At 52.7% G+C, this 25,765-nt stretch carries 24 protein-coding genes and 4 tRNA genes; 9 read left to right on the top strand and 19 right to left on the bottom strand.

Features of this window, described 5'->3' with window-relative positions:
* Nucleotides 1-59 precede the first annotated feature (59 nt).
* Both yigL and pldB read right to left on the bottom strand, forming a co-directional pair.
* Nucleotides 60-860, bottom strand: a complete 801-nt coding sequence (gene yigL, locus SAQUA_RS01125) for a sugar/pyridoxal phosphate phosphatase YigL (protein WP_380673742.1) — start codon at nt 858-860, stop codon at nt 60-62.
* Nucleotides 861-871: 11 nt separating this feature from the next.
* Nucleotides 872-1,909 (bottom strand): lysophospholipase L2, encoded by a 1,038-nt coding sequence (gene pldB / locus SAQUA_RS01120; protein ID WP_380673743.1) that lies wholly within the window; start codon nt 1,907-1,909, stop codon nt 872-874.
* 205 nt (nt 1,910-2,114) lie between these two features.
* On the opposite strand from pldB, the gene rhtB reads away from it, so the two are divergent.
* Nucleotides 2,115-2,735: a homoserine/homoserine lactone efflux protein gene (rhtB, locus tag SAQUA_RS01115; RefSeq protein WP_380673744.1), complete on the top strand. Its 621-nt coding sequence runs from the start codon at nt 2,115-2,117 to the stop codon at nt 2,733-2,735.
* Between the two features lie 12 nt (nt 2,736-2,747).
* Here the strand turns inward: rhtB and rhtC are convergent, their stop codons facing one another.
* From rhtC to pldA, 3 genes are all read right to left on the bottom strand, one after another.
* The gene (gene rhtC / locus SAQUA_RS01110) at nt 2,748-3,374 is read right to left on the bottom strand and encodes a threonine export protein RhtC (protein ID WP_380673745.1); all 627 of its coding nucleotides are present in this window, start codon (nt 3,372-3,374) and stop codon (nt 2,748-2,750) included.
* A 15-nt stretch (nt 3,375-3,389) separates the two neighbouring features.
* Nucleotides 3,390-5,222, bottom strand: a complete 1,833-nt coding sequence (gene recQ, locus SAQUA_RS01105) for an ATP-dependent DNA helicase RecQ (protein ID WP_380673746.1) — start codon at nt 5,220-5,222, stop codon at nt 3,390-3,392.
* A gap of 61 nt (nt 5,223-5,283) precedes the next feature.
* Nucleotides 5,284-6,162 carry a phospholipase A gene (gene pldA / locus SAQUA_RS01100; protein WP_380673747.1) on the bottom strand — a complete coding sequence of 293 codons (879 nt, stop codon included), beginning with the start codon at nt 6,160-6,162 and terminating at the stop codon, nt 5,284-5,286.
* Between the two features lie 203 nt (nt 6,163-6,365).
* Between pldA and SAQUA_RS01095 the strand changes: the two genes are divergently transcribed.
* Together SAQUA_RS01095 and rarD are read left to right on the top strand one after the other, a co-directional pair.
* Nucleotides 6,366-6,836: a thioesterase family protein gene (locus tag SAQUA_RS01095; RefSeq protein ID WP_380673748.1), complete on the top strand. Its 471-nt coding sequence runs from the start codon at nt 6,366-6,368 to the stop codon at nt 6,834-6,836.
* Nucleotides 6,837-7,006: 170 nt separating this feature from the next.
* The gene (gene rarD, locus SAQUA_RS01090; RefSeq protein ID WP_380673749.1) at nt 7,007-7,894 is read left to right on the top strand and encodes an EamA family transporter RarD; all 888 of its coding nucleotides are present in this window, start codon (nt 7,007-7,009) and stop codon (nt 7,892-7,894) included.
* On the opposite strand, the gene SAQUA_RS01085 is transcribed toward rarD, so the two are convergent.
* The 3 genes from SAQUA_RS01085 to ysgD all read right to left on the bottom strand — a co-directional run bounded on the left by SAQUA_RS01085 (nt 7,886) and on the right by ysgD (nt 10,266).
* Nucleotides 7,886-8,947 carry an AbrB family transcriptional regulator gene (locus SAQUA_RS01085; protein ID WP_380673750.1) on the bottom strand — a complete coding sequence of 354 codons (1,062 nt, stop codon included), beginning with the start codon at nt 8,945-8,947 and terminating at the stop codon, nt 7,886-7,888. The two genes, rarD and SAQUA_RS01085, sit on opposite strands and share 9 nt — an antisense overlap.
* A 127-nt stretch (nt 8,948-9,074) precedes the next feature.
* On the bottom strand, nt 9,075-10,025 hold the full coding sequence (corA, locus tag SAQUA_RS01080; protein WP_380673751.1) for a magnesium/cobalt transporter CorA: 951 nt from the start codon (nt 10,023-10,025) through the stop codon (nt 9,075-9,077).
* Between the two features lie 169 nt (nt 10,026-10,194).
* Nucleotides 10,195-10,266 carry a YsgD/CorL family protein gene (ysgD, locus tag SAQUA_RS01075; protein ID WP_404413227.1) on the bottom strand — a complete coding sequence of 24 codons (72 nt, stop codon included), beginning with the start codon at nt 10,264-10,266 and terminating at the stop codon, nt 10,195-10,197.
* A 198-nt stretch (nt 10,267-10,464) separates the two neighbouring features.
* On the opposite strand from ysgD, the gene SAQUA_RS01070 reads away from it, so the two are divergent.
* Nucleotides 10,465-10,938 (top strand): WbuC family cupin fold metalloprotein, encoded by a 474-nt coding sequence (locus SAQUA_RS01070; protein ID WP_380673753.1) that lies wholly within the window; start codon nt 10,465-10,467, stop codon nt 10,936-10,938.
* A 164-nt stretch (nt 10,939-11,102) separates the two neighbouring features.
* On the opposite strand, the gene uvrD is transcribed toward SAQUA_RS01070, so the two are convergent.
* The 6 genes from uvrD to SAQUA_RS01040 all read right to left on the bottom strand — a co-directional run bounded on the left by uvrD (nt 11,103) and on the right by SAQUA_RS01040 (nt 16,747).
* A complete protein-coding gene (uvrD, locus tag SAQUA_RS01065; protein ID WP_380673754.1) occupies nt 11,103-13,265 on the bottom strand; it encodes a DNA helicase II in 2,163 nt (720 codons plus the stop codon).
* 78 nt (nt 13,266-13,343) lie between these two features.
* On the bottom strand, nt 13,344-14,060 hold the full coding sequence (gene yigB / locus SAQUA_RS01060; RefSeq protein ID WP_380673755.1) for a 5-amino-6-(5-phospho-D-ribitylamino)uracil phosphatase YigB: 717 nt from the start codon (nt 14,058-14,060) through the stop codon (nt 13,344-13,346).
* Nucleotides 14,060-14,971 (bottom strand): tyrosine recombinase XerC, encoded by a 912-nt coding sequence (gene xerC, locus SAQUA_RS01055; RefSeq protein WP_380673756.1) that lies wholly within the window; start codon nt 14,969-14,971, stop codon nt 14,060-14,062. Before xerC ends, yigB begins: the two co-directional genes overlap by 1 nt.
* Nucleotides 14,968-15,672, bottom strand: a complete 705-nt coding sequence (locus tag SAQUA_RS01050; protein ID WP_380673757.1) for a DUF484 domain-containing protein — start codon at nt 15,670-15,672, stop codon at nt 14,968-14,970. Before SAQUA_RS01050 ends, xerC begins: the two co-directional genes overlap by 4 nt.
* Nucleotides 15,669-16,493 carry a diaminopimelate epimerase gene (gene dapF, locus SAQUA_RS01045; RefSeq protein ID WP_380673758.1) on the bottom strand — a complete coding sequence of 275 codons (825 nt, stop codon included), beginning with the start codon at nt 16,491-16,493 and terminating at the stop codon, nt 15,669-15,671. The genes SAQUA_RS01050 and dapF overlap by 4 nt, the downstream gene beginning before the upstream one ends.
* A gap of 71 nt (nt 16,494-16,564) precedes the next feature.
* Nucleotides 16,565-16,747 carry a lipoprotein gene (locus tag SAQUA_RS01040; RefSeq protein ID WP_380673759.1) on the bottom strand — a complete coding sequence of 61 codons (183 nt, stop codon included), beginning with the start codon at nt 16,745-16,747 and terminating at the stop codon, nt 16,565-16,567.
* Nucleotides 16,748-16,824: 77 nt separating this feature from the next.
* Between SAQUA_RS01040 and cyaY the strand changes: the two genes are divergently transcribed.
* The gene (gene cyaY, locus SAQUA_RS01035) at nt 16,825-17,145 is read left to right on the top strand and encodes an iron donor protein CyaY (protein WP_380673760.1); all 321 of its coding nucleotides are present in this window, start codon (nt 16,825-16,827) and stop codon (nt 17,143-17,145) included.
* A 43-nt stretch (nt 17,146-17,188) separates the two neighbouring features.
* On the opposite strand, the gene SAQUA_RS01030 is transcribed toward cyaY, so the two are convergent.
* Nucleotides 17,189-19,747, bottom strand: a complete 2,559-nt coding sequence (locus tag SAQUA_RS01030) for a class I adenylate cyclase (protein WP_380673761.1) — start codon at nt 19,745-19,747, stop codon at nt 17,189-17,191.
* Between the two features lie 311 nt (nt 19,748-20,058).
* Between SAQUA_RS01030 and hemC the strand changes: the two genes are divergently transcribed.
* Genes hemC through hemY form a run of 4 tightly spaced genes read left to right on the top strand, consistent with a single transcriptional unit; the run spans nt 20,059 to nt 24,081 of the window.
* Nucleotides 20,059-21,000: a hydroxymethylbilane synthase gene (gene hemC / locus SAQUA_RS01025; protein ID WP_380673762.1), complete on the top strand. Its 942-nt coding sequence runs from the start codon at nt 20,059-20,061 to the stop codon at nt 20,998-21,000.
* Nucleotides 20,997-21,737 (top strand): uroporphyrinogen-III synthase, encoded by a 741-nt coding sequence (hemD, locus tag SAQUA_RS01020; RefSeq protein ID WP_380673763.1) that lies wholly within the window; start codon nt 20,997-20,999, stop codon nt 21,735-21,737. Before hemC ends, hemD begins: the two co-directional genes overlap by 4 nt.
* Nucleotides 21,738-21,759: 22 nt before the next feature.
* The gene (gene hemX, locus SAQUA_RS01015) at nt 21,760-22,884 is read left to right on the top strand and encodes a uroporphyrinogen-III C-methyltransferase (protein WP_380673764.1); all 1,125 of its coding nucleotides are present in this window, start codon (nt 21,760-21,762) and stop codon (nt 22,882-22,884) included.
* A 3-nt stretch (nt 22,885-22,887) separates the two neighbouring features.
* Nucleotides 22,888-24,081, top strand: coding sequence for a protoheme IX biogenesis protein HemY (hemY, locus tag SAQUA_RS01010; protein WP_380673765.1), 1,194 nt, complete (start codon nt 22,888-22,890; stop codon nt 24,079-24,081).
* A 1,126-nt stretch (nt 24,082-25,207) separates the two neighbouring features.
* Here hemY and SAQUA_RS01005 read toward each other — a convergent pair.
* The 4 genes from SAQUA_RS01005 to SAQUA_RS00990 form a co-directional block, all read right to left on the bottom strand.
* Nucleotides 25,208-25,284 (bottom strand) — tRNA-Pro (locus SAQUA_RS01005).
* Between the two features lie 75 nt (nt 25,285-25,359).
* Nucleotides 25,360-25,446, bottom strand: a tRNA-Leu gene (locus tag SAQUA_RS01000).
* 47 nt (nt 25,447-25,493) lie between these two features.
* Nucleotides 25,494-25,569 (bottom strand) — tRNA-His (locus SAQUA_RS00995).
* 57 nt (nt 25,570-25,626) lie between these two features.
* Nucleotides 25,627-25,703, bottom strand: a tRNA-Arg gene (locus SAQUA_RS00990).
* Nucleotides 25,704-25,765 lie beyond the last annotated feature (62 nt).

Genomic DNA, 25,765 nt, shown 5'->3' with positions numbered 1-25,765 from the left:
CTGAGTCTCTTAGATTAAACCTGAGGGGCGCAGCCAGATTAAGGCTACGCCCTGATGCATTAAGCCAGGAACATCTTGCGCAGATAGTGCGGCACAGCGTCATCAGCATTGGAGCCAATCACCTCAAGCTGCGGTAGCGTGTCCTTCAGCCGTTGGTGGGCATCACGCATGATGCAACCCTTCCCTGCCATCGATAGCATTTCCAGATCGTTCATGCCGTCACCAAAGGCAATGCACTCTTTCAGCGAGTAGCCGATGATCTTGGCCACTTCTTCCAGCGCATGCCCTTTCGATACGCCGCCCGCCATCACTTCAAGGCAGGTAGGTAATGAGAAGCTGACGTTAACCCGATCGCCCCAGCGGGCATTGATGGCGTCTTCCAGAGGCTGCAGTTTTTCATGATCGTCGCTGGTGAAATACACCTTACACACGCCATCCGTTTCCAGCAGACCTGGCTCAAACAACTGATATTTAAAGATCGACTCTTGGAAGAACTTTTCCTGCTCTGGGCTTTCGCGGTTCATGAACCATTCGTCGTTGCGGTAGACGTTGGTCAGGATATCCTGGTTATCATGCATCATGCTGTAAAGATCGCGGGCAATGTCCTGATCCAGGTTGTGGCTGAAGATCAGTTCACCTTCGGTGTTATGCACCCGCGCACCGTTGGAGGTGATCATAAAAGCGCTAATGCCAAGATTGTCGCGGATCTGGGAAACATCGATATGATGGCGTCCGGTGGCGAAAATAAAGTGTACGCCGCGCTGTGTGAGCAGTTGCAGCGTTTCTTTGGCATAAGGCGTCAGGTTATGCTCGGGAGATAGCAGCGTGCCATCTAAATCGGAAGCAACGACGTGATACATAGCGATATGTTCTAACCTCTGATGGAGTTGTCGGCGGCAACATTACCACCTAAGTGCTGAGCAAAGAAACACAGGATTGCGTTCAATGCCTCGGCGCGCATCGCGTCCCGCTCGAACAGGATCTCATGGCGTGCGCCTTTGATAACCCGCGGTTTTCCCCCTTCACAGGGGCGCCCCGCATCTGAAAGTGCCTGACAAAAAGACCAGTGGGAGCGGTTATCAACCACCCGATCCTCACTGGCCTGTAATAATAAAATCGGCGTGGTGATTTTAGCCGCCTGGGCGATGATCTGCTGGCAAGCCTGAATACTTTCCCACACCCAGTGATAGGTTGGCCCACCGACTCGTAGCTCGGGATAATCTGCGTAACAGCTCAAACTGCGGCGATAGCGCTCACGGCTATGGGTTAACACATTCACCACATAGGGTAAGGGGCGCCACTGCCCTGTACCTACCGCATAATAATCACGTAGCATCGGCTGCTTCTCTGTCCAGCTGAGAATACGGTTGGCCATCCAACCCGGCATCGGCAGATAAATACCCAACATCGGCGCACAGAGCGCCGCTGCCGCAAAAGCCTGCGGTTCTCGTATCAGGAACTGTGCCAGTATCGCTCCCCCCATTGAGTGGGCCAGCGCCACACGCTGTTTGTAACCACGAGGTTCAACTTCTTGATGGTAAAACTGAGCAAAATCATCCACGTAATCGGCAAAGTTCACCACATGACCACGATGTGGGTCCGGCAGCATGCGGCCTGAACGCCCCTGCCCACGGTGATCGATAATCATCACGTCGTAACCGCTGTGAAACAGGTCATAGGCAATTTCAGGATATTTGACATAGCTTTCGATGCGTCCGGGGCTAACGACGACCACGCGCTGATGCTGTGGCGAACTGAAGCGCACAAAACGGATTGGCACCTCGCCGACACCCGCAAACTCACCTTCTTCCCGCTGACGCCAAAAATCCAGCAACGGCCCGGTGGCAAAAGCAGAAAACTGCTTTTCGCGGTTTAACCATTCATCTGAATTAAGTTTGAAAGACGTCATTGCCTGCCTTTTAACGGGGATAATGCCTACAGAGATGTTTACTCTATCGATTGCAAGTTACAGCCAGACGGCAAGCTTGGTTATCCCATTGAACTGACTTCGGTAAGTGGCTCGGGTAACGACAAAAAGCCAACAACGCTGTAGCTTGAAAGACGACGGATATAGAGTATTGTGGCACAGATTAGCGTATTCAGGGAGCATTACGATGACCTTAGACTGGTGGTTAACCTATCTGCTGACAACCCTTATTCTTAGCCTTTCTCCCGGTTCCGGTGCCATCAATACCATGAGCACCGGCATCAGCCATGGTTTTCGTGGTGCTTCAGCATCAATTGCCGGGCTACAGGTGGGGTTGAGCATCCATATCGTGCTGGTGGGGATTGGTCTGGGCGCCATTGTCTCGCAGTCGTTACTGGCTTTTGAACTGCTGAAATGGTTCGGCGCGGGCTATCTGGTATGGTTGGGGATCCAGCAATGGCGTGCCGCTGGCGCGTTGGACTTACACACGTTGGCAGGCACCATGCCTCGTCGCCGCCTGTTTCGTCGGGCGGTATTGGTCAACCTGACCAACCCCAAAAGTATTGTGTTCCTGGCGGCACTGTTTCCACAGTTTATCCTGCCCAATCAGCCCCAGACTGAGCAGTACGTCATTCTGGGCGTCACCACGGTAGTGGTCGATATTTTCGTGATGATTGGTTACGCCACGCTGGCAACGCGTATTGCCAGTTGGTTGAAAACACCGCGCCAAATGCGGTTGCTGAACCGCATTTTTGGCACATTGTTTATTCTGGTGGCTGGATTACTGGCAACCGCCAGAAAGGCGTGATGCCAGATTGTATCAGCGGGTAAAGATCAGATGCAGGCCAAAGCCGGTAAACAACACCCCCGCCAAGCCATCGATCCATTTTGCCATGCGCTGATAACCCCGGCGCATGGCAGGCAGCGCGAACACTATCGCTACCAGAGTGAACCAGACGAAAGTCTCACCGGTGATCAGAGCAAATAATCCCCAACGGGCACCAGCACCTACCTCTTCGCCGACAAACAGCGAGAACACGCTACCGAAGTAAATAACCGCTTTAGGGTTGGAAAGGTTGGTCAGCAAGCCACGGATAAAACTGCGGCCAGGCTTCGGTAACACCACTTTCACCTCATCCACTGGCGCAGCTTGACCATTCTGGCTGCGGGCGGATCGCAACAGTTGCCAGCCCATCCAGCACAGATAGAGGCCACCACCAACCATAATGATCTGATGAAGCCATGCCATCTTCTGCAGGATCAGATTCAACCCGAGCAATGCCACTCCGGCCCAGACCATGACGCCAAGAGAAATCCCCATCACGCCCATCATCGCTTCACGACGCGAACGGCTGACCGCAGTTTGCGATACGAAGAAGAAATCTGGCCCTGGGCTCATCAATGCAATCAAATGCACCGTCGCCACCGTCAAAAACAACATCAACATGATTGCTTATCCTTATTATTCGTCACCGTCATCGAGGTGATCGCGGATCATCGCCATAAAGGGTGCGCCAAACCGTTCCAGTTTACGTTGACCTACCCCGTTGACACTCAACAGTTCACTGGCCCTGATCGGCATCTGTTCTGCCATCTCCAACAGCGTCGCGTCGTTGAACACCACATAGGGAGGAATATTCTCTTCGTCGGCAATCGACTTACGCAGCTTGCGCAGTTTGGCAAACAGCTTGCGGTCGTAATTGCCTCCGTAAGATTTTTGGTTGGCACTGCTGCGAACCTTAAAGCTCTGAATGCGCGGTACCGCCAGTTGCAGCGCCACTTCCCCCCGCAACACCGGGCGCGCGGCTTCTGTCAGTTGCAGCGCTGAGTGCATCGCAATGTTCTGGGTGATAAAGCCCAGATGGATCAGTTGACGCAGCACGCTGGTCCAGTGCTCGGTGGTTTGCTCGCGGCCAATGCCATACACCGGCAACTTTTCATGGCCAAACTCGCGAATACGCTGGTTATTCGAACCACGCAGCACTTCCACTACGTAGCCAATACCGAACCGTTGACCAACGCGGCCAATCGCCGAAAGGGCTTTGCGTGCATCGTCCAGGCCGTCATAACGCTTAGGAGGATCGAGGCAGATATCGCAGTTACCGCAGGACTGTTGCTTACCCTCACCAAAGTAATTCAGTAACACCAGCCGACGGCAGGTCTGCGCTTCAGCGAACGCCCCCATGGCATTCAGCTTGTGCCGTTCAATATCCAACTGCTGACCGGCAGGTTTCTCTTCCAGGCAGCGACGTAGCCAGGCCATATCAGCCGGGTCATACAGCAGGATCGCTTCGGCAGGCAGGCCATCGCGCCCTGCACGTCCCGTCTCTTGATAATAAGATTCAATGTTGCGCGGAATATCGAAGTGAACCACAAAACGCACGTTAGGTTTGTTGATCCCCATCCCAAAGGCAACGGTAGCCACCACTACCTGCAGGTCATCACGCTGAAAGGCTTCCTGCACCTGCGAACGGCGCTCATTCTCCAACCCGGCATGGTAAGCCGCCACGCTTAACCCGCGGCTCTGCAATCTTGCCGTGGTATCTTCCACCTTGGCGCGGCTGTTGCAATAAATGATGCCACTTTTACCACGCTGGTCCTGCACAAAACGCCACAGTTGCTCAAGCGGCTTAAACTTTTCCACCAGCGTGTAACGGATGTTAGGACGATCAAAGCTGCTGATCTGAATCAGCGGATCCTGCAGCGCCAGCAGGCGCACAATATCCCCCCGCGTGGTTTCATCCGCCGTGGCCGTCAGCGCCACAACCGGCATTGTCGGAAAGCGTTGCTTCAACTGACCAAGGGCACGATATTCCGGCCGGAAATCATGACCCCACTGGGAAATACAGTGTGCTTCGTCCACCGCCAGCAGCGCGGGTGGGCAGTGATCGAGCAAATCAAGGAAGCTGTCCATCATCAACCGTTCGGGGGCGATATACAGCATTTTGATCTTGCCACTGCGGCAACCAGCCATCACCTCCAACTGTTGTTCCCGCGTTTGCGTCGAGTTGTAGCAGGCAGCGGAAACGCCATAGGCAAGGAGTTGATCGACCTGATCTTTCATCAAGGAAATCAGCGGGGAGACCACCAGCGTTAAGCCATCCATCACCAGCGCCGGGATTTGATAGCACAGCGATTTGCCACCGCCGGTCGGCATCACTACCAGGCAATCCTGACCACCGATAACTGCGTTGATAATCGTTTGTTGACCCGGACGGAATCGCTGGTAGCCGAAAGTATCACGCAATACCTGTTCTGCCAGCAACTCTCTGTTTATCACTGCTGCGGTTGACACACACTTCCCCATTTTTACGCAACAACGGTGCCAAAATTAGCACCGTTCCTGAACTGCAAGCTTACATAATATCGTTAAGCATGACACCAACGCCAAGCCGTGTCTGCCTGAAGTTATAATCAATCATCGATTCGCCGTAACCACTAAATAATTGGGTATAGAAACGCACATGGCTGGTGATTGGATAACTCCATCCCAGCTCCGCGCCACCAAAACCGGTATTCCAGTTGTAGTGACCATCAACGCTGAGCACACTTTCTCCCAAGGCATAACCGACTTTCAGACGATAGTAACCCATGTACTTGGTAATATCGGGGTTATCGTCGTTGCTATCCCTTTCGGCAAAGCGGAACCAGGGTTTGATTTCGACCTGCAAGTCACCGTTTTGGGCCATCAAACGCGCATAGCCCCGGTTCCAACTGCGGGAAGTGGGATCTTCGCGACCGTTGGACTCATGGTTGATGCCGACTTCAATATCACGCAGCGTCCATCCGGCAAACGAATATGCGGTGGCCCAGCCGAGGAAAATTTGTGGCTCGTAGTTGGTTTCACGAAATGGAGATGACTCATCGTGATTAGAAAGCTGCCACCAAGAACGTTGGGTATAAGAAGCTCCCAAAAGAGAATTATCACCAGCAATACCCCGCCAGATGGGGAATGCCAAACTAAGCTGGAATTTAACCTCATCTTTACGCGCATTTTCCGCCCAGTTATAAGATTCGATTGCTTCTTTATTCAAATCGCTGGTATCTGTGTAAATCAGATAGTTAGGTTCATACGGGTAAAAATGGAAAGGGTTATCATAATGCTGCAGCATGTTGCCAATAATGCTGCCACGGATCTCTGGCTTTTGTAGATTCTTTTTATCACTGACCTCATTGGCCTGCACGACGATTGGCGCACACAGCATCGCCATCACTACCCCAGATAGAACACGCATAGTTTTGCTCACTCCAGAAAGATTAAAAAAAGGCCTGAAATTAGAAGCAGGCCATTTTACACGCAAAGAAAGATTTACCGCACTACGGAATACATTTATTGGTTGGGCCTGGAAAGCAACAAACAATAAGCATAAAATCTACAATTAGTTAACCTGGACCGACCAGTGAACCCATTGGCAACACTAAAATGAAGAATGAGACTATGTCACACACACTTATGACCCTGGAAGCTGCCCGTCAGAGAATAGGCGAAATTTTTGTCTATCACATGCCATTCAATCGCGAATTGGGGCTGGAACTACGCCGTTTTGACGACGACTACGCTGAACTGACCTTTACCAATCAGGACAAACTCGTCGGTAATGCCGCACAAAACATTCTGCACGGTGGCGTGATCGCCTCGGTGCTGGATGTTGCCGCCGGGCTGGCGTGCGTGGGTAGCGTGTTGATGCGCCAGGATCCACTGGTTGAAGAAGAACTGGCCACCCGCCTTTCACGCATGGGGACTATCGATCTGCGCGTCGACTATCTGCGTCCAGGCCGAGGGGAGCATTTTATTGCTGCCGCTAGTATGCTGCGCAGCGGTAATAAAGTTGCTGTAGCGCGCGCTGAGCTGCACAACCAGGATGGTCTGCATATCGCCAGCGCTACGGCGACCTATCTGGTGGGATAATCAAGCTGGGGCCATTTGAGCAACGCTTATTTGGTTCCCCAAATCTCATTGCTCACAAGTTGTCCGGCGTTTTTACACCATTGAGGCCCGCTATCCGCACCCAAGTACGCGACATAACCGGTTATTTTCAGTAAAATCACTGCATCCCACTTCCCCATCCGGTAATCGTCATGGACGCGCAGCAAACGCGGCAAGGCATTTTCTTCGCCTTGGCCGCCTATTTTATTTGGGGCATTGCCCCGGCTTATTTTAAATTGATCCAACAAGTACCCGCTGACGAGATCCTGACCCACCGGGTGATTTGGTCGTTCTTCTTTATGCTGGTGCTGGTATCGTTGGGCCGCAATTGGCCAACGGTGCGTGCCGCCTGCAAGAACCGTAAACGGTTACTTTTACTGGCCGTGACAGCATTACTGGTGGGAGGAAACTGGCTGCTGTTTATCTGGGCGGTGAATAACCATCATATGCTGGAAGCAAGCCTGGGATATTTCATAAATCCGCTGGTAAACGTCTTGCTGGGAATGCTATTTCTGGGTGAGCGTTTCCGCCGTATACAGTGGGTGGCCGTAGCTCTGGCGTTTACCGGGGTATTGGTACAATTATGGCAGTTTGGTTCACTACCGATCATCGCGCTGGGGTTAGCCTTCAGCTTTGCCTTCTACGGCCTGCTACGCAAAAAAATCGCCATTGATGCCCAAACCGGTATGCTGATTGAAACGCTCTGGTTGCTTCCCGTTGCGGCTATTTATCTGTTCCTGATTGCTGATAGCCCAACCAGTCACCTGAGCGCCAACCCCTGGTCACTGAATCTGTTGCTGATTGCTGCTGGTGTGGTAACCACCATCCCACTGCTGTTCTTTACCGCCGCCGCAACCCGCCTGCGCCTTTCCACCCTCGGGTTCTTCCAGTATCTGGGGCCAACGCTGATGTTCCTGCTGGCAGTGACCTTCTACGACGAAACCATTGGCCAGGATAAGCTGGTGACCTTTGGCTTTATCTGGGCTGCGCTAGTGTTGTTCAGCCTCGACGGGCTCTATAGCCAGCGCAAACTACGTTGATTGGGCTGGCGTAGCGTAGTTAGAAATAAACCGCGCCATCGCCGGGCCAGTAAACAGAATAGTGAACAGGCGCAGCGTCTGCATCGCCATGACGAAGGTTATATCGACCCGGCTGCCAGCTGCGATGATCGCTACCGTATCCATCCCGCCGGGGCTGGTTGCCAGATAGGCAGTCAGCAGATCGACCGGCATGAATTGCGTCAGCATCCACGCCAAACCAGCGCAAAACAGCATCAACGCCACAATAGATACCACCATCTGCGGCAAGGTACGCAGCGCTAGCAGGAAAATCGGTCGGGTAAAGCACAAACCGACGCTCCAACCAATCAGGGTATAGGCCAGCGCCAGTAACCATTCAGGCACCTGTAGCGTCATGGTACCGGTAGAGTGTAATGCCGCCCCCACAATCATCGGCAGCAACAGTGCACTGGAGGGAATTCGCAGTCGTGGTCCGAGCCAAGCCCCACCAAAAGCAACACACAAAGTACCTAAAAAACGCCAGTCGAGCGATGGGAACCACTCCAGCGCCGCATGGCCTTGCATCGCTTCGCTACCCAGACCGATGCGTGCAACCATTGCCGCCGCCGTGGCAACAAATAACACGCGTAGATACTGCATAAACGCCACCAGCCGCACATCCGCGCCAAAATCCCCTGCCATCGCGACCATCGCCGAGGCACCGCCAGGGGAAGATCCCCAAGCACCGGTTGGCCCAGGTAATCCGCTGAAACGCACCAGGCACCAGCCGGAGAAACCGCTCGCCAACAGCGTAGCGATCAGTACAACCAGCACCAGCGGCCAATCAGCCAGTAATGGAGTGAGAATATTTGGGGAAAGACTTTGGGCAATCATGCAGCCCAGGATAGCCTGCGCGCCAATAAAGTACGGTTTCGGGATGCGTACCGAAGCACCGAGTAAACCCATTGCTACACCAACAATCATCGGCCCTAGCAGCAGTGCAGCTGGAACGTGAAGAGCCAACAGGCCAAACCCCAATAGCAGCGAAGCCAGCAATAGGATCAACCATTGAATGGCGCGGGGAAGATTCTCCATCAAAAAATTTGCCTTAGGGAGCGATAAGCAGGGGCTATATTCTACCCCTATTTAGCAGGCTGAAGATGAGATTATCGAAGAAAAACGAAACCGCGAACCACAACTAACAAAATGCGCGTGGCCTTGCTTACAGCCAGTTTTTACGTTTGAAATAGAGGTAAGGAGCCAATCCTGCCACGATCATCAAACCGATAGCGCCAGGATAACCGAATGACCAGCGCAACTCGGGCATGAACTCAAAGTTCATGCCATAGCTTGAAGCGACCAGCGTGGGCGGCAGGAACACAACGGAAACCACCGAGAAGATCTTGATGATACGGTTCTGTTCGATATTGATAAAACCCATCGCCGCCTGCATCAGGAAGTTCACCTTCTGGAACAGTGATTCGTTATGAGGCAGCAGGGACTCGATATCACGCAAGATTTCCCGCGCCTGATCGAGCTGGCTAGTTGGCAAACGCGCCTTGCGTACCAGGAAATTCAGTGCGCGCTGGGTATCCATCAGACACAGACGCACCTTCCAGCCAATGTCTTCCAGTTCCGCCAGCGTTGACAGGGCTTCATCATATTCGTCGCCCTGACGGCCTTCCATAATTACACGGCTCAGTTTTTCCAGATCGCTGTAAACGTTCTCGATCTCATCAGCCAACTGTTCAATCTTGGTTTCAAACAGATCCAGCAATAGCTCGTAAGCATTGCCATCAACCATTTTCATGTTGCGTGCACGCATCCGGTAAAGACGGAAAGCGGGCAATTCACGCTCGCGCAGGGTGTATAGGCGACCATCACGAATAGTGAATGCCACGGTGGAGTTACCCGCATGATCTTCCGCATCTTCAAAATAGAAAAAAGAGTGAATATGCAGGCCATCATCATCTTCGAAAAAACGCGCGGATGCTTCGATATCATCCAGTTCCGGGCTGGTTGCCAGGCTCTGGCCCAGCTCATTTTGCACGCGCTCGCGTTCGCCTTCTTCCGGCTCAACCAGATCAACCCACAGTGACGAGGTCAGATCATCGGCATCATCCAACTCCAAACGGGATAACCGGCTGTTTTCTAGTTTAAAAGCGCTTAGCATGTGCCAGAACTCCCTTATGATGACGGGGTTATAAACAACGCGTTGAAGCACAGAAATCGAGGGGGAATGTAAATACCAGCTCGTTCCAGACCATAAAGAGAACTGGCTCAGAGCGACACTAAAGAAGGTCGCCGACAACCACAAAGGGTATCAGCGCAATGGGATAGCCTTAGAAGTTGTACCTGTAGTTCAGGTCAGTGAGCCAGTATCTACTGGGTGTGTCCAAGGCATATGTCCTCATTGATAATAGTTCGCGCATGTTACGCCGAGACGAAAAAGTCTGTCAACACGTAAGGCAGCATAATCGCGCAACATTCCATCACTGTGTCTCACGCTTTACCGGCTAAGATTAGACCATGCAGAAAAACATGCAGCGATCTCTGCCCGCTCGCAGGAAAATTGCTAAGATTAGGCCACAAAAACATTGCGGAATGACGACATGAAACAGATTACTGCCCACGACCTGACAACAATGAGCGAACAGGCAGCCACCTTACCACGTCTGCGTGCCCATCGCACTTTGCATGAAGAGTTAAGCGACACGGTACAACGCCTAGCGATCGCCATGGAGCCAGGTACCTATATTCGCCCTCACCGCCACCCGCAAACCTGGGAATTACTCACCCCATTACGTGGCCGCTTTGTGGTATTGCAGTTCAACGACGATGGTGTTGTCACGCAGCGCACCATGCTGGGTGAAGAAACCAAAGTGCTGGAGATGCCTGCTTCTACATGGCATGCGGTGCTGTCTGTCGATCCGGGCGGCGTGGTATTTGAAGTGAAACGCGGCCCGTACCAGGCTCTGTCCGAGGAGGACTGCATGGATTGGGCACCACCGGAAGGCGGCCAGGGTATTGAAGCCGTTATGCGCTGGTATGCCACCGCCAAAGTCGGCGACCGCTTTACCCACTGAAAAACGGTAAACGAAACACTTCAAACATAGCGCGAATATACTCTAAATAATTCGAGTTGCATGAAGGCGGCAAGGCCGTGAGTCCCCAGGAGCTTACTCAGGTAAGTGACTGGGGTGAGCGGGTGCAGCCAACACACATGCAGCTCGAAGTATGACGAGTATATTTATACCGTTTCCAGCTTGGCATAGGCAGCCACCAGCCACTTGATACCTTCCCCCTGAAATGCAATCTGCAAACGGCTGTGTTCGCCACTGCCTTCCAGGTTAACGATGGTCCCCTCGCCAAACTTCGCATGGCGCACGCGCTGGCCCAGTTTATAGCCCGTATCGTTTTCGCTGATGGGAGTACCCATCCGGCGGTGGCTTACCGAACGGGAAACGCTGGCTCGCAGGCGGACCTCCTCCACACACTCTTCCGGGATCTCACCGATAAAACGGGATGGGCGGTGGTACACCTCTTTACCATAAAGGCGGCGGGTTTCTGCGTAGGTCAGCGTCAATTTCTGCATTGCACGTGTCAGGCCAACGTAGGCAAGACGGCGTTCCTCTTCCAGCCTGCCACCTTCATCCAATGACATCTGGCTTGGGAACATGCCCTCTTCCATGCCAACAATAAATACCTGACGGAATTCCAGACCTTTGGCAGAGTGCAAGGTCATCAGTTGCACCGCATCCTGATAGGCATCGGCTTGCCCCTCTCCCGCTTCTAGCGCCGCATGGGACAGGAACGCCTGCAGTGGCATCAGATCCTGATCTTCATCCTGATAGCTGTATTGGCGCGTTGCCGTCACCAGTTCCTCAAGGTTTTCGATACGTGCCTGGCCCTTCTCACCTTTTTCCTGTTCATACATGATAAACAGGCCCGAATCGCGGATCACACGATCGGTCTGCACATGCAACGGCATTTCTGCCGTTTCTTGTGCCAGCGAGTCCACCAGTTCGATAAACCGCTGAAGGGAAGATGCCGCGCGGCCAGCCAACACTTTATCCTGCAGCAGCGCACGCGTAGCCTGCCACAGCGTCAATTGGCGGTCCCGCGCCGTTTGCCGCACCACGTCGAGTGTACGATCGCCAATACCACGCGTTGGAGTATTCACTACGCGTTCAAAAGCGGCATCGTCGTTGCGGTTGGCCATCAGGCGCAAGTAGGCCAGCGCATCTTTAATCTCTTGCCGTTCAAAAAAGCGCATGCCGCCATAGATTCGGTATGGCATGGAGGTCTGTAGCAGAGCTTCTTCCAGCACCCGCGATTGGGCGTTGCTACGGTATAGGATGGCACAATCGTTCAAGGCACCACCGTTGTCCTGCCAAGCCTTGATGCGGTTGACCACAAAGCGTGCTTCATCCAGTTCGTTAAAGGCGCAGTAAATCGAGATCGGGTCACCCTCGGCCCCTTCGGTCCACAGGTTTTTCCCCAAACGGCCGTCATTGTTGGCAATCAACGTATTGGCGGCCTTCAGGATATTGCTGGTAGAACGGTAATTCTGTTCCAAGCGCACCGTTTCCGCAGCCGGGAAGTCCTTCAGGAAACGCTGGATGTTTTCCACCTGCGCACCGCGCCAGCCATAGATTGACTGATCGTCGTCCCCCACAATCATCACATTGGCTTTGTCGCCCGCCAACAGACGGATCCAGGCGTACTGAATACGGTTGGTATCCTGAAACTCGTCAACCAGAATATTGGTGAAGCGCTCGCGGTAATGATTGAGGATATGTGGCTTGTTCAGCCAAAGCTCATGGGCGCGCAGCAGTAACTCGGCAAAATCGACCAACCCTGCGCGGTCACAGGCCTCCTGATAGGCCTGATAAATCCGCAGCCAGGTAGCTTCCACCGGGTTGCCATAGCTTTCAATGTGTTGTGGGCGCAGGCCGTCGTCTTTCTTGCCGTTTATGTACCACATCGCCTGACGCGGCGGCCACTGCTTCTCATCAATGTTCAACGCCCGGACGATACGCTTGAGCAAGCGCAGTTGATCTTCGCTGTCGAGGATCTGGAAATCCTGTGGCAGCTTGGCATCCATATGGTGGGCGCGAAGCAGGCGGTGTGCCAGACCATGGAAGGTGCCGATCCACATGCCGCCCTGGCTGGTACCAATCAGGTGCTCGATACGATGACGCATTTCCGCCGCCGCCTTGTTGGTAAAGGTCACGGCCATAATTGAATAGGGTGAACAGTTCTCTACCGCCAATAACCAGGCAATACGATGCACCAGCACCCGCGTCTTTCCACTGCCTGCACCGGCCAGCACCAACAGGTTGCTGCGTGGCGCGGCCACGGCTTCACGTTGTTTATCATTCATGCTGTCGAGCAGATCGGAAACGTCCATAAGCACCATTGATTGGTAAAGGGAAAACCCGTGTTGAACGGGCTCTCCACTGTGAATTTATACAGATTTCTGGTGGGATTATAACAATGCTGTTAGCGATGCCAACTGCGAAATCTCAATATGTGGCAGCAAACGGCTATCGCTGGCCTGCATCAGACTGCGTTGGCGGTCATTGATCCAGCAGGCTTGCAGGCCTGAGCGCAGTGCTCCGGCAACGTCGGTGGTCAGATCATCCCCCACATGCAAGATATTTTCGGGCGCTATCTCCAGCTTCTCGGCAGCCAACTGATACATATCACCATACGGCTTGGCACGGCCATCTGGCCCCGAACGCAGCACAAACTGGAAGTATTCCCCCAGACCACACTGAGCCGGATCGGCATTACCGTTGGTGATCGCCACCAGCGGATAACGCTGCCCTAGCACCTGTAATGTCTTATGGGTGGCTTGCGGTATATCGATGCGGCTGCGCCACAAGGCAAAGTTCTGCATTGCCGCGTCCGCCCCGCGGGATGCCTCTACGTCGCACACCCCCTGGCGACTCAACGCCAGATGGACCGCTCGCCAGCGCCATTGGGTGACGTCGTGGTAAATCTCGGGATCCTGTTCACGCAGTTCCTGACGCAAACGATGAAAATCCTCCGATTGGAAGTGGCTCAGCCCAGGGTGGTAATTCTGCAGAAAAGCCACAGACTGCTGTTCAGTCTGCTTGATCACCGGACGATTGTCATACAGCGTGTCGTCCAGATCGAAAGTTATTGCTGCAAACGGACGCAGCGGGCGATAGAAATGCATCAGGATTTCCCCCGTTTGGCGCGCGGATGCGCGGCATCATACACGTTCGCCAGATGTTGAAAGTCGAGGTGGGTATAAATTTGCGTGGTTGTCAGGTTGGCATGGCCCAATAATTCCTGCACCGCACGCAGATCGCCACTGGATTCCAACATATGCGTGGCAAAGGAATGGCGCAGCTTGTGCGGGTGGATATGGCTGTTAACGCCCTGTTTGACGCCCCATTCAGCAAAACGTTTTTGCACATTGCGGGCCGAGATCCGCTTGCCTTGATTGGAAAGAAACATCGCATCATCTGCCGGTGCAAACAGCTCGCGCAACGCCAGCCAATGCCCCAACCAGGTTACCGCCGTGCGGCCTACCGGTAATTTACGCTCCTTGCTGCCTTTACCCATTACCCAGATTTCGCCGGCCACCAGATCGACATGGCGGCAATCCAACCCCACCAGTTCCGAAAGACGCAACCCGGCGCCGTACATCACTTCAAGCATGGCACGATCGCGAACCGCTAAAGGATCATTGAGATCGATATCCAGCAGTTGGTTCATTTCATCAACGTCGATATTCTTGGGTAAATGACGGCCACTGCGAGGTGTGCGGATGCCTTTGGCAGGGTTAGCACTCAGCACGCCTTGGCTGACCAGCCAATTGAGAAAGCTGCGCAACGCTGAAAGGCGCAATGCCCGGCTGGAAGCGTTCAACCCGGCGCGTTTACTGCGAGCCGCCAGTTGTCGCACTCTGGCTGCATCGAGCATCGGCCATTCGCTAACGCCCAACTCACTCGCCATGACGATCAACGCCTGCAGTTGGCGCGAATAGCTGATTTGTGTCAGCGGGCTAAGTTGGCGCTCAACCTTCAGATAGCGCAGGAATGCGTCCACCGGCTGCTGCAGGTTGGCCGCTAAGGTAGTCATGCGCGTTCTATCCAGCGTGCAAGCAGTTCCGGCAGCGAACGCGTGAGTTGGTTGAGCATCGCCGTGCCCATTCCTTGCTGATAGTGCTGTGCATCTCGACTGCTGAAAATCACCAGGCCAAGATCGCCATGCTCCCCCAGCAACGACAAGGCAACGGATCCCACCTGCCTGGCCTCGGGTAATAACAACAGCAGTTCGGAGCCATTAAGGCCGCCGAGGTAGTGGTTCCGGTTACCCAGACGTTGAATACGCAACGGTTCAAATGAAGATCGCGTCAAGCCAAGATGGGTAAAATCTGACGGTGCCCCGATATTCCAACGGTCGGTAAACAGGCGAATACTCGCCCCTGCCAGACCCAATCCGCGTGCCCACTGTTGCAATCGCTCCAGCATATCCTGCAAGCTACTGGCAGTGGCCAGATCGGTATGCAAAAGCAAGAGACGGGAAAACAGTTGCTCATTGGCGCTAGCCTGCTCCATCAGCAAGGTGATCTCTTCTTCCAACTGGGCGATATGGTTGCGCTGACGCGCCAGATGCCACTCCACCAGCGATACCGTGCCACGAACCGGATGAGGCACCCGCATCTGTTCAACCAAACGCGCATTACGGATAAAAAAATCCGGATTCTGCTGCAAGTATTGCATTACCGTATCGTCATCAAGCTCAACGCCTGCCGTTACTTGCTCTTCAAACCGCTTCATAGATGAATAAACCCGTCATAAACATGGGTTGCCGGGCCAGTCATAAACAACGGATTCCCAGGCCCTTTCCAGCGAATATGCAGACTGCCGCCGGGAAGTTCTACATGAACCTCTTCTGACAGCAACTCCTGTTGGATCCCAACCGCTACCGCGGCACAGGCCCCACTTCCGCAAGCTTGCGTCTCGCCTGCCCCACGCTCATAAACGCGCAGTTTGATGTGTTCACGGCTGATCACTTGCATAAAGCCGATGTTGGCACGCTCAGGGAAGCGCTCGTGCCCCTCAAGGACCGGGCCCAGCAGTTCTACCTTGGCAGTTTTCACATCATCCACCTGTAAAACACAGTGTGGATTACCCATGGAAACCACACCGCATAACACCGTATGTTCAGCAGCGCGCATAATGTAGGTTTTTTCCGCTTTGGTAGCGCGGAACGGAACAACCTGCGGTTCGAAGTTAGGTTCGCCCATATTGACGCAGACCCGATCATCATCGGTTACGCTTAACACCATACGCCCGGTCTGGGTGCTAACCCGGATATCACGTTTGTTAGTCAGCCCTTTTAACCGCACAAAGCGAGCAAAGCAGCGGGCTCCGTTGCCACATTGTGCCACCTCGCTGCCGTCCGCATTGAAAATGCGGTAATGAAAATCGAGTTCAGGGTCGTAGGGGGGTTCAACCAGCAACATCTGGTCAAAACCGACGCCCAAGTGCCGGTCGGCCAAACGGCGGATCAGCTCAGGTGAAAAATAGACATTCTGTGTTACGGCATCGACCACCATAAAGTCGTTGCCCAGACCGTGCATTTTGGAGAACTGCATATCATACTCCGCTATCTGGACGCGCTATCCGTCTGATACCCACGGTGACGCTGGCCACCAAAATCAGGCCGCTACTGGTTCTTTTGCTGAGTCCCGGTGGATCCTTGCTGGTTTTGACCTACGCTGTCTGCGTTTGTCGTAGGTTGTTTTGCCGGTTTGTCATTCGGCGGGAAATACAGTGGGCCTTTCATGCCGCAGCCAGAGAGCCCTGCCAGCACAACGGCCATCAGCGCATAGCGTAGTTGTTTTTTCATTTGCATTAATGCCTGTCATTCATGCGTCCAAGCTCACTATAATCGCAGGTGGATCATGAAAAGCAATAGGAATCGAAATGAACGATAGCGAGTTTCACCAGTTGGCCGACCAACTAATGCTGAATATTGAAGAGACACTGGACGAATTCGATGGTGATGCGGATATCGATTACGAGACCAATGGCGGCGTAATGACGCTGAGCTTCGAAAACGGCACCAAAATTGTTATCAACCGCCAAGAACCACTGCATCAAGTGTGGTTGGCCACTAAAGCCGGGGGGTATCACTTTAACTACCGTGAAGGTGTCTGGCTCTGCGATCGTAGTGGCCGGGCCTTTTACGAATTACTGAGCGAAGCTGCCAGCGCACAGGCTGGAGAGGCGATCGGTTTTAGCTGATATTACACTGAGAGGCGCGACATTCTGGCACCCTCAAGGTTTCTCAGTGTAACTGGAATTGTTTCTTAAGCGGCAGCACAAGATTGCTTTCAGAAACGGTGACACAGAGGTTCGACAACGCATTGCTGCGGAAGGGGATCACTTGGGTACGGCCATCAAGCTGAACAATCTGGTAGAACTGCGGCAAATTGAAGTTGATGAAGCTGGAACCGTAGGTGAAGCGGTCGTGCGATGAGGAGTAAAAACGGCTCACGTCGCGCACCAACTCTTCTTTGCTGCCTTCACAATGGTGATAAACCTCAACCCGGTTCGATTCGTCCAGAATATAAATATTGAAGCCTTTATCATCCCTGGTATCTTCGAAGAAGAACTGGATAATCCCCTCACTGGCAAACCCATCAATAACAGGCGGTAAATGCACCTGCTCGGTTTCGACTTTAATCGATAAGCCATGCAGTTTGTTATGGGAGATGGCCCCATAGAACTCCACCGCATTTTCAAGTTTTTGCACCGAAACGCTCAGCCGTTCAAAGAATAGGCCCCAGGTTTGCCCGGCAACGCGTACTGCTTTAAAACGGCCCGGTTCGAGACGAGTACTGGAAAGGCGCAGCTCAATACACTCGGAAACCAACTGCTGGATACGGGTACGGATCAGACCACGCAGGTGTTGACTGTAACAGAACACCTCCACCGACTCTGGCGGCGCGGCATCCTGGTGCATTTTACCCAGAATGGTTTTCAACGCCTCAAGCACCGCCTGCTCACCGCTGAAGTGCAGTGTGCGCACTTCATTCCACGAGTTGCGATAGAGCAGATCAATGCTGCCAACCAGGCATTGTTGTTGCTGGCCGAAACTGAACACGTCAAGTTTGCGGAAGTCAAAATGCACCACCTGATTGCGGAAAACCGCCGTCGGATCGCTCTCCAGATTGACGATAATCGCCAAATGGCGGATCTCACACGGACTATAGAGTGCTTTCGGCGTTGGAGAAGCCAGGCGCAGCGGGAAATGATGCGATACATCCGCCACCAACTCCTGCAATTTAGCAATATCGCAAATACTGCCGCTCTTGATATGCAGACGAGTCCGTGGTGTCAACAGGCCGTTGAAATAGGCCCAGGCCACCAGCTTATTAAGATAGCGGTTATATTCCAGTGGCTGATGGCTGACGATCGAGCTCATATCTGGCGCCTGATTATACAGATACCAACCCGTACGGTTGGCACGCCCAACCGGCACATGAATAAAGGTTAAGTCGTTTTCGGACAAATCCGGTGAAATCTGCGGATTTACCAGCGTCACTTTACCCGGCAGCGCTTCAAATGCGGCGTAAAGTTTACGGGTCAATACCCCGATATCCTGCGGACTGGCACTGACACTGAGATTGTTACGGCGAGCAAAGCGGATCAGATTACGATAGCTTTGCATCATTGCATCCAATAGTTCGTTATGCGCCTCGCGCACACGTTCGATTTTCCAGTTAGCCCGGTTATCCAATATCTCTAACCGCTCTTGGCTCCAACCCCAATCGCTGACCAGTTGGTTGAGAATTTCACGCCGCCAAACGATACTGGCATTGTTATACAGAGAGAGTTTTTCGCAGACTTTCAGGTAGAAACAGCGGCGGACAAGATCAAGGCGGGCAGTGTCATTGATTTCAGTCAGGTAGTGGGTAACCCGTTCCAGCATCATACAATAGGCATCCAACCCAAAGCAGACGATCTCACCCCGATGAAAGCGATGCTTAATACCCATCGCCAACAGTTGAGTATTGGGGTATTCCCACGAATACGCTTCAAGCAGGAGCGTTTTCAACACGGCCTTGTAGGGCGAGTCGATACTCTTGTACAACTGCCACAGGCTGGCACCGAAATACTCTTCAGCAGAGAGCGTGCTCAATCCACCGAGATCCAGCCATTCATTTGGCGTTAACACACCCTGCGCATACAACGAAAGCACATATTCATCGTAATGATGTTCTTCATCGCCCGGGACTATATTCCACAGAATACGTTTACCCGCCAGACGCACCGCCGTACGGTAGAACTCATCGAGCAACAGGATATGTTGGGTCGAACCACAGTCCTCCCCGCCCAAGCTTCCACTTTCGTTATGGCGGAAACGGTTTTCGTCGATCAGGAAGAAGCTGACTTCCACCCCCATCGATGCCGCCCACTTCTCTAATAAAGTGCATTTTTGCTGCAAGCGGCTGCGTTCTTCATTATCGAGCCAGGATTGGTGGCATACCCAGATATCCAGATCCGAGGTGCAGCTCTGGCCGATTGATGAGGTACTGCCCATGGAATAAAGGCCGGTAATCGGCAATTCTCCGGTAGCCATTTTCTCAAACGGACTACCCCATTTCTCTTCCAGATCATTGAGATAATCTGTTTGCGTCTCATCAGGCGTATAAAGACAGATGCCATGGGGAACGTTACCGTTGAGGTAGCCCGGCATCAGTGGGTGATGGTGGTGTAATAAAGTAGGCAGCAAACTGTAAACCCGTTGGAACGCAGGCTTCATGGCTGCCAGAGCGCGATCGACACGTAGTTGGTTGATCGCATCCAGTCTTTGTTTCAGTGTCTCGATGTAGAGGTACAAGACGTCTCGCCCAATTATCCCGATGCTTGAAAAAACCCCGTATTCCGCAGGCGCCTTTAGTTAGAAGATTATTTGACGACTTATTGCTGGAAACGTGATCAATCTAACACCTTGCGCATTGACCGTAAAGGAGGTAAAGCGACACACTTACCCTACCGCTTTTTTAAAAAATTTACCTGTGTCGTTTGCCAGCATAAAAGTCCCTCGTGTTCTATTGATTCCGTTATCCTTTCTCCGCCTGTGGCTTCTAGCACTGACAGTTTTGGCACTCAGTGGTAGGATAGACGGCGAATTATAAAACGGTAACAAACATGCTAGACAAAATCATTCGGATTGCCACTCGGCAGAGCCCTCTGGCCCTCTGGCAAGCATATTATGTGCAAGAGCGCCTGGTTGCAAACCACCCAGGCCTACAAGTAGAACTCGTACCAATGGTCACGCGCGGCGATATTATTCTGGATACCCCGTTGGCCAAAGTCGGAGGCAAAGGCCTGTTCGTGAAAGAACTGGAGTTGGCTCTGCTGGAGGACCGGGCTGATATAGCTGTGCACTCGATGAAAGATGTGCCTGTCGCCTTCCCTGAGGGGTTGGGGCTGGTGACCATCTGCGAGCGTGACGATCCGCGCGATGCTTTTGTTTCTAACCGGTTTAACTCTCTCGATCATCTGCCACAAGGCAGCGTAGTCGGCACCTCAAGCCTGCGCCGTCAATGCCAGTTGCGTGAACGCCGCCCAGACCTGATCGTGCGCGATCTACGGGGTAACGTCGGTACCCGGTTAGCCAAACTGGATAATGGCGATTACGACGCCATAATTCTTGCCGTTGCCGGGCTAAAGCGTTTAGGACTGGAGCAACGTATCCGCTGCCCAATGAGCGCGGAAGAATCTTTACCGGCAGTCGGTCAGGGCGCAGTTGGTATCGAATGCCGCCTTGACGACAAGGTAACGCGTGCACTGTTGGCACCACTCAACCATAGCGCCACCGAGATCCGCGTTCGTGCCGAGCGCGCAATGAATACCCGGCTTGAAGGGGGATGCCAGGTGCCCATCGGCAGCTATGCCGAATTGGCAGGCGACCAACTTTGGTTGCGTGCGCTGGTTGGCGCTCCCGACGGTAGCCAAATGGTTCGCGGTGAACGCCGTGGGCCAGTTACCATGGCAGAACAGATGGGCATAGAGCTGGCTGATGAGTTGCTGAATGCGGGTGCTCGTGAGATCCTGCACGCTGTTTACCACGGAAATCCCCCGTTATGACTATTCTGGTAACCCGGCCCTCTCCAGCAGGGGAGCAACTGGTGGGCCGCCTGCGCACACTTGGCCGTGTTGCCTTTCATGCACCGCTTATCGATTTTACGCCCGGTGCCGACCTGCCGAAGCTACCTCAGGCATTGGCACAACTGAATGACGGCGATCTGGTGTTTGTGCTATCACAACACGCGGTAAGCTATGCCGATTCGGTGATCAACCGTGCCGGGCTTCGGTGGCCCAGTCATCTGTCCTACTATGCTATAGGCCGTACTACTGCCCTGGCGATGCACCGTATTTGCAGCCAACCGGTCGAGTACCCGCGTGGACGTGAAATCAGCGAGACACTATTACTTATGCCGGCGCTGCAACAACTTGCCGCTAAGCAGGTGTTGATCATGCGCGGCAATGGTGGCCGCGAGCTGCTCGGTAATACTTTGACCGAGCGCGGGGCTATTGTGAATTATTATGAATGCTATCGGCGCAGCCCGGTGCACTATGATGGTAGTGAGCAAAGTGCATACTGGCAGCGTGCCGGTGTTGATACGCTGGTGGTAACCAGCGGTGAAATGTTACAACAACTCTATACTTTAGTTCCTGATTACTATCGTTCTTCCTGGCTGTTACGTTGCCGTCTGATAGTAGTAAGTGAACGCCTGGCTACCCTGGCCCTGGAGTTGGGCTGGAACACGATTCGGGTAGCTGATAACGCCGATAACGACGCGCTAATGCGAGCGCTACAATAACCTGACTACGGGATGTGCCACTATGACGGAACAAAACACTCCATCCGCCCCGGTTGAAGAGCCAACCCCAGCGGTCGAGAAGAGCCCTCAGCAAGACGCTGACAACCGGAAAGGTAGCAATACCGGCCCAGTGCTGGGCGCGATTGCTATCGTGCTGGTCATCGCGTTAGGTGCTGGTGGTTATTATCACACGCACAATCAAGCGCAGGCATTGATTGCCGCCAACCAGGCCTTGCAATCGCAACTTGCCGATCTGAAACAAAACCAGCAGCAGGAAAAAAGTGCGCTGGAAGGGTTGCTGCAACAACAGGGGAAAACGCTGGATGCCACCGATCGCGAACAGGTAGCTCTGGCCCGCCAACTGAACGAGCTGCAGGATAAAATTGCCACTATTTCCGGTAGCGATGCCAAAACCTGGTTGTTGGCTCAGGCCGATTTTCTGGTGAAAATGGCTGGCCGCAAGTTGTGGAGCGATCAGGATGTCACCACTGCCGCTGCGCTGTTGAAAAGTGCTGATGCCAGCCTGGCAGAGATGAACGATCCGAGTTTGATCGAGCTCCGCCGCACTATTACCGAAGATATCAGCTCACTTTCAGCCGTGGCTCAAGTGGACTTTGACGGCATCATCCTGAAGGTTAATCAACTGTCGAATCAGGTGGATAACCTGCGTCTGGCAGACAACAACAGTGATGAAGCACCAATGGATCAGGATGACGGTGAGCTGTCCGCCTCCTTGAGCGAATGGCGCCAAAACCTGACCAAGAGCTGGCACAACTTTATGGCGGAATTCATCACTATCCGCCGCCGGGATACCGCTGCAGAGCCGTTGTTAGCACCAAATCAGGATATCTACCTGCGTGAAAACATCCGTTCACGTCTGCTGATCGCCGCACAGGCCATCCCTCGTCATCAAAACGAAGTGTATAAACAATCGTTGGAAACTGTATCTACCTGGATACGCGCATACTTTGATACCACCGATCCGGCCACCAAGGCTTTCCTGGAAGAGTTGGATAGTCTGAGCCAGCAACCGATCTCCATGGACGTACCGGCCCAATTGAAAAGCCAGCCAATGCTGGAAAAACTGATGCAGACCCGGGTACGTAACCTGTTAGCACAGTCCCCAGTCACTCACCAGGAGGGGTAAGCCATGTTACGCATGTTTTTCCTGTTTCTGGTGTTAATCGCCAGCGTTGTGGTAGGGCCGATGCTAGCCGGCCACCAAGGCTATGTATTGATTCAGACCGATAACTACAATATTGAAACCAGCGTTACTGGCCTGGTGATTATGGTCATTCTGCTGTTTCTGGTGCTGTTTATCATTGAGTGGATCCTACGCCGTCTCTTCCGTACCGGTGCTAGGACCCGAGGTTGGTTCGTTGGCCGCAAACGCAGCCGCGCACGTAAGCAGACCAAGGCGGCGTTCCTCAAACTGGCCGAAGGTGATTACAAACAGGTCGAAAAGCTGCTGACACGCAATGCCGACCATGCTGAGCAGCCGGTAGTTAACTACCTACTCGCGGCGGAAGCGGCGCAACAACGCGGCGATGATTTCCGTACCAACCAGTATCTGGAACGCGCCGCCGAAGCTGCCGATACCGATCAACTGCCGGTCGACATTACTCGTGTACGTATCCAAATAGCTCAGGGTGAAGCCCATGCTGCGCGTCATGGTATTGATCGCCTGCTAAACCAGGCTCCGCGTCATCCGGAAGTGTTACGTTTGGCCGAACAGGCTTACCTACAAACGGGTGCTTACAGTTCACTGCTGGAAATTCTCCCTTCGATGAGCAAAATCAACTTGCATAGCGAAGAGGAAATTCAGGCGCTGCAGCAACAGGCTTATATTGGTCTGATGAATCAGGCCATGGCTGATGAAGGCAGTGAAGGTCTGAAAAGTTGGTGGAAAAATCAGAGCCGTAAAACACGGCATGAAGTTCCTCTGCAGGTAGCGATGGTGGAACACCTCATCGAGTGTGACGACCATCAACTGGCGCAAGAAATAGTGCTGAGCAGCCTGAAACGCCAGTACGACGAACGGCTGGTATTACTGATCCCACGTATCAAGTCTGGCATGCCGGAACAGTTGGAAAAAGCCTTGCGCCAACAGATCAAGCAACACGGTGCCACACCGCTGTTGAGCAGTACTTTGGGGCAGTTGCTAATGAAACATGGCGAGTGGCAGCAGGCCAGCGATGCATTCCGTGAAGCCCTGCAGCAACGTCCTGATGCGTTTGACTATGCCTGGTTGGCAGATGCATTGGAAAAACTGCACCGCCCCGATGAAGCCGCGCAGATGCGTCGGGAAGGGCTAATGATGACGCTGAAGCAAAACGGCGAATAATCCTTCACATCAATCATTCCATCAGGGCGCGCCATTTGGCAGCGCCCTTTTTTTGCCTCAATATCTACAACCCGGCATAGCAGTTGCGGGAAAACGCAAAGTGATCCAGCCAGTCTTCAGGCAAAAAAAAACACTTGCCTCGCGGCAAGTGTATAAAGAAGCAATCAGGTCTAGGACAACTGAGGTGGTGCCTCACTCAACGTTATGCCCGGAGTTTGATGAAGCCGTTGCAAGCAACTCTTTCATCGTTCAGGTGGGCAATAGGCACCTTAAAATCGGCTCTGCATCATTCCCGGGTTTATGAGGCCTAAGGCGAACATAAGAAATGGAATGAGCATCTACAATAGAGATATTGCACTTGGCGTGCCAACTCCTGATGGTTCGATGCCAGCAAGATTAATAAAAATCTATCTCACTGAATTTTAATAATTTATATTTTTTCTCTTTATTCGCTTCAGCGCGAGCTACCCAGTTGGCATTTTTTGGAACCACACTGATTTTGTCGCTTTAAAACGACGGGTTAACGATAATTCATTTTTATTAATTGAAATCAGCAAGTTAAATGTCTCAAGTCGACGACAACAACCCTTCTTGTCAACGCTAAAAAGAGACAGGTTGAATAGGTCAAACAACAGGGTGTTACCGAAGTGAGATTTTAAAATTAAAACGACGGTTTGATATTTTTGTGATTTGCATCACAAAATAATTGATCGGATTCGCAACAGGGTGTAATTTATTAATTGTGACTTGTATCACATTATCAATGACTCTACGGAACCGCCATTATGAAACTGATTAACAAAATCATCAATGCTTTCAATGCAGTAGACTTTTCTTTCGGTACTATCAATCTCTGATCGTCCGCGTAATGCAAGCTTGAAATAACATGACCTGAATCTGGAGCAATGCCAACTTCCGGCTGAAGTGCTCCAGAAGGTCGAGCTTATTTATACTGTTCCAAACCCCACCTTTTGTTCTTCCCAGCACCTTGCATAACAATGAGCTTTAAAATCCCAAAAGCAAAAAAACCGTTCATTGCTGAGCGGGTTTTCAAATTTGGTTGGCCTTCGCGCATCTTAAACTACAGACGTAAAAAAGCCCGCTTAAAAGCGGGCTTTCTTGAAATTGGTCGGCGAGAGAGGATTCGAACCTCCGACCCACTGGTCCCAAACCAGTTGCGCTACCAAGCTGCGCTACTCGCCGATTTCTTGTTGCTGATGCTACTGAATTTTCTAGCTTATGTCTATGTAAATATTAAAATTTATCAGACATTTTGTGTGGTGCGAAGAGAGGGACTTGAACCCTCACGTCCGTAAGGACACTAACACCTGAAGCTAGCGCGTCTACCAATTCCGCCACCTTCGCACAGCCACAAAAACGCTTTCAATTCTTTACTTTACCACCAGGTAAAGTGGGGTGGCTAATGGGACTCGAACCCACGACAACTGGAATCACAATCCAGGGCTCTACCAACTGAGCTATAGCCACCATTACTACTACTTCACGCGGTAATCATACCACCGCAGCTCCTGCGCACAAACTTAATGGCGCGCCCGACAGGATTCGAACCTGAGACCTCTGCCTCCGGAGGGCAGCGCTCTATCCAGCTGAGCTACGGGCGCGTAGCGCCGTTGCGGGTGGGGATACTACGGTTTTATACCAATCCTGTCTAGTGCTTTTTCGC

Origin of the sequence: Serratia aquatilis (assembly GCF_044865145.1) — a bacterium.
In the GTDB taxonomy this organism is placed as follows: domain Bacteria; phylum Pseudomonadota; class Gammaproteobacteria; order Enterobacterales; family Enterobacteriaceae; genus Chania; species Chania aquatilis.
This window is presented reverse-complemented; position numbering and strand designations above follow the sequence as displayed.

Bases quoted from the DNA above. Each gene is read 5' to 3' on its own strand.
- pldA (WP_380673747.1), bottom strand. From the start codon at position 6,162: ATGCGTGTTCTATCTGGGGTAGTGATGGCGATGCTGTGTGCGCCAATC.
- corA (WP_380673751.1), bottom strand. From the start codon at position 10,025: ATGCTAAGCGCTTTTAAACTAGAAAACAGCCGGTTATCCCGTTTGGAG.
- hemC (WP_380673762.1), top strand. From the start codon at position 20,059: ATGCTAGACAAAATCATTCGGATTGCCACTCGGCAGAGCCCTCTGGCC.
- rhtC (WP_380673745.1), bottom strand. From the start codon at position 3,374: ATGTTGATGTTGTTTTTGACGGTGGCGACGGTGCATTTGATTGCATTG.
- SAQUA_RS01070 (WP_380673753.1), top strand. From the start codon at position 10,465: ATGAAACAGATTACTGCCCACGACCTGACAACAATGAGCGAACAGGCA.
- rarD (WP_380673749.1), top strand. From the start codon at position 7,007: ATGGACGCGCAGCAAACGCGGCAAGGCATTTTCTTCGCCTTGGCCGCC.
- pldB (WP_380673743.1), bottom strand. From the start codon at position 1,909: ATGACGTCTTTCAAACTTAATTCAGATGAATGGTTAAACCGCGAAAAG.
- SAQUA_RS01050 (WP_380673757.1), bottom strand. From the start codon at position 15,672: ATGAAGCGGTTTGAAGAGCAAGTAACGGCAGGCGTTGAGCTTGATGAC.
- hemX (WP_380673764.1), top strand. From the start codon at position 21,760: ATGACGGAACAAAACACTCCATCCGCCCCGGTTGAAGAGCCAACCCCA.
- xerC (WP_380673756.1), bottom strand. From the start codon at position 14,971: ATGACTACCTTAGCGGCCAACCTGCAGCAGCCGGTGGACGCATTCCTG.
- uvrD (WP_380673754.1), bottom strand. From the start codon at position 13,265: ATGGACGTTTCCGATCTGCTCGACAGCATGAATGATAAACAACGTGAA.
- hemD (WP_380673763.1), top strand. From the start codon at position 20,997: ATGACTATTCTGGTAACCCGGCCCTCTCCAGCAGGGGAGCAACTGGTG.
- yigB (WP_380673755.1), bottom strand. From the start codon at position 14,060: ATGCATTTCTATCGCCCGCTGCGTCCGTTTGCAGCAATAACTTTCGAT.
- dapF (WP_380673758.1), bottom strand. From the start codon at position 16,493: ATGCAGTTCTCCAAAATGCACGGTCTGGGCAACGACTTTATGGTGGTC.
- SAQUA_RS01095 (WP_380673748.1), top strand. From the start codon at position 6,366: ATGTCACACACACTTATGACCCTGGAAGCTGCCCGTCAGAGAATAGGC.
- cyaY (WP_380673760.1), top strand. From the start codon at position 16,825: ATGAACGATAGCGAGTTTCACCAGTTGGCCGACCAACTAATGCTGAAT.
- SAQUA_RS01085 (WP_380673750.1), bottom strand. From the start codon at position 8,947: ATGGAGAATCTTCCCCGCGCCATTCAATGGTTGATCCTATTGCTGGCT.
- SAQUA_RS01040 (WP_380673759.1), bottom strand. From the start codon at position 16,747: ATGAAAAAACAACTACGCTATGCGCTGATGGCCGTTGTGCTGGCAGGG.
- yigL (WP_380673742.1), bottom strand. From the start codon at position 860: ATGTATCACGTCGTTGCTTCCGATTTAGATGGCACGCTGCTATCTCCC.
- hemY (WP_380673765.1), top strand. From the start codon at position 22,888: ATGTTACGCATGTTTTTCCTGTTTCTGGTGTTAATCGCCAGCGTTGTG.
- rhtB (WP_380673744.1), top strand. From the start codon at position 2,115: ATGACCTTAGACTGGTGGTTAACCTATCTGCTGACAACCCTTATTCTT.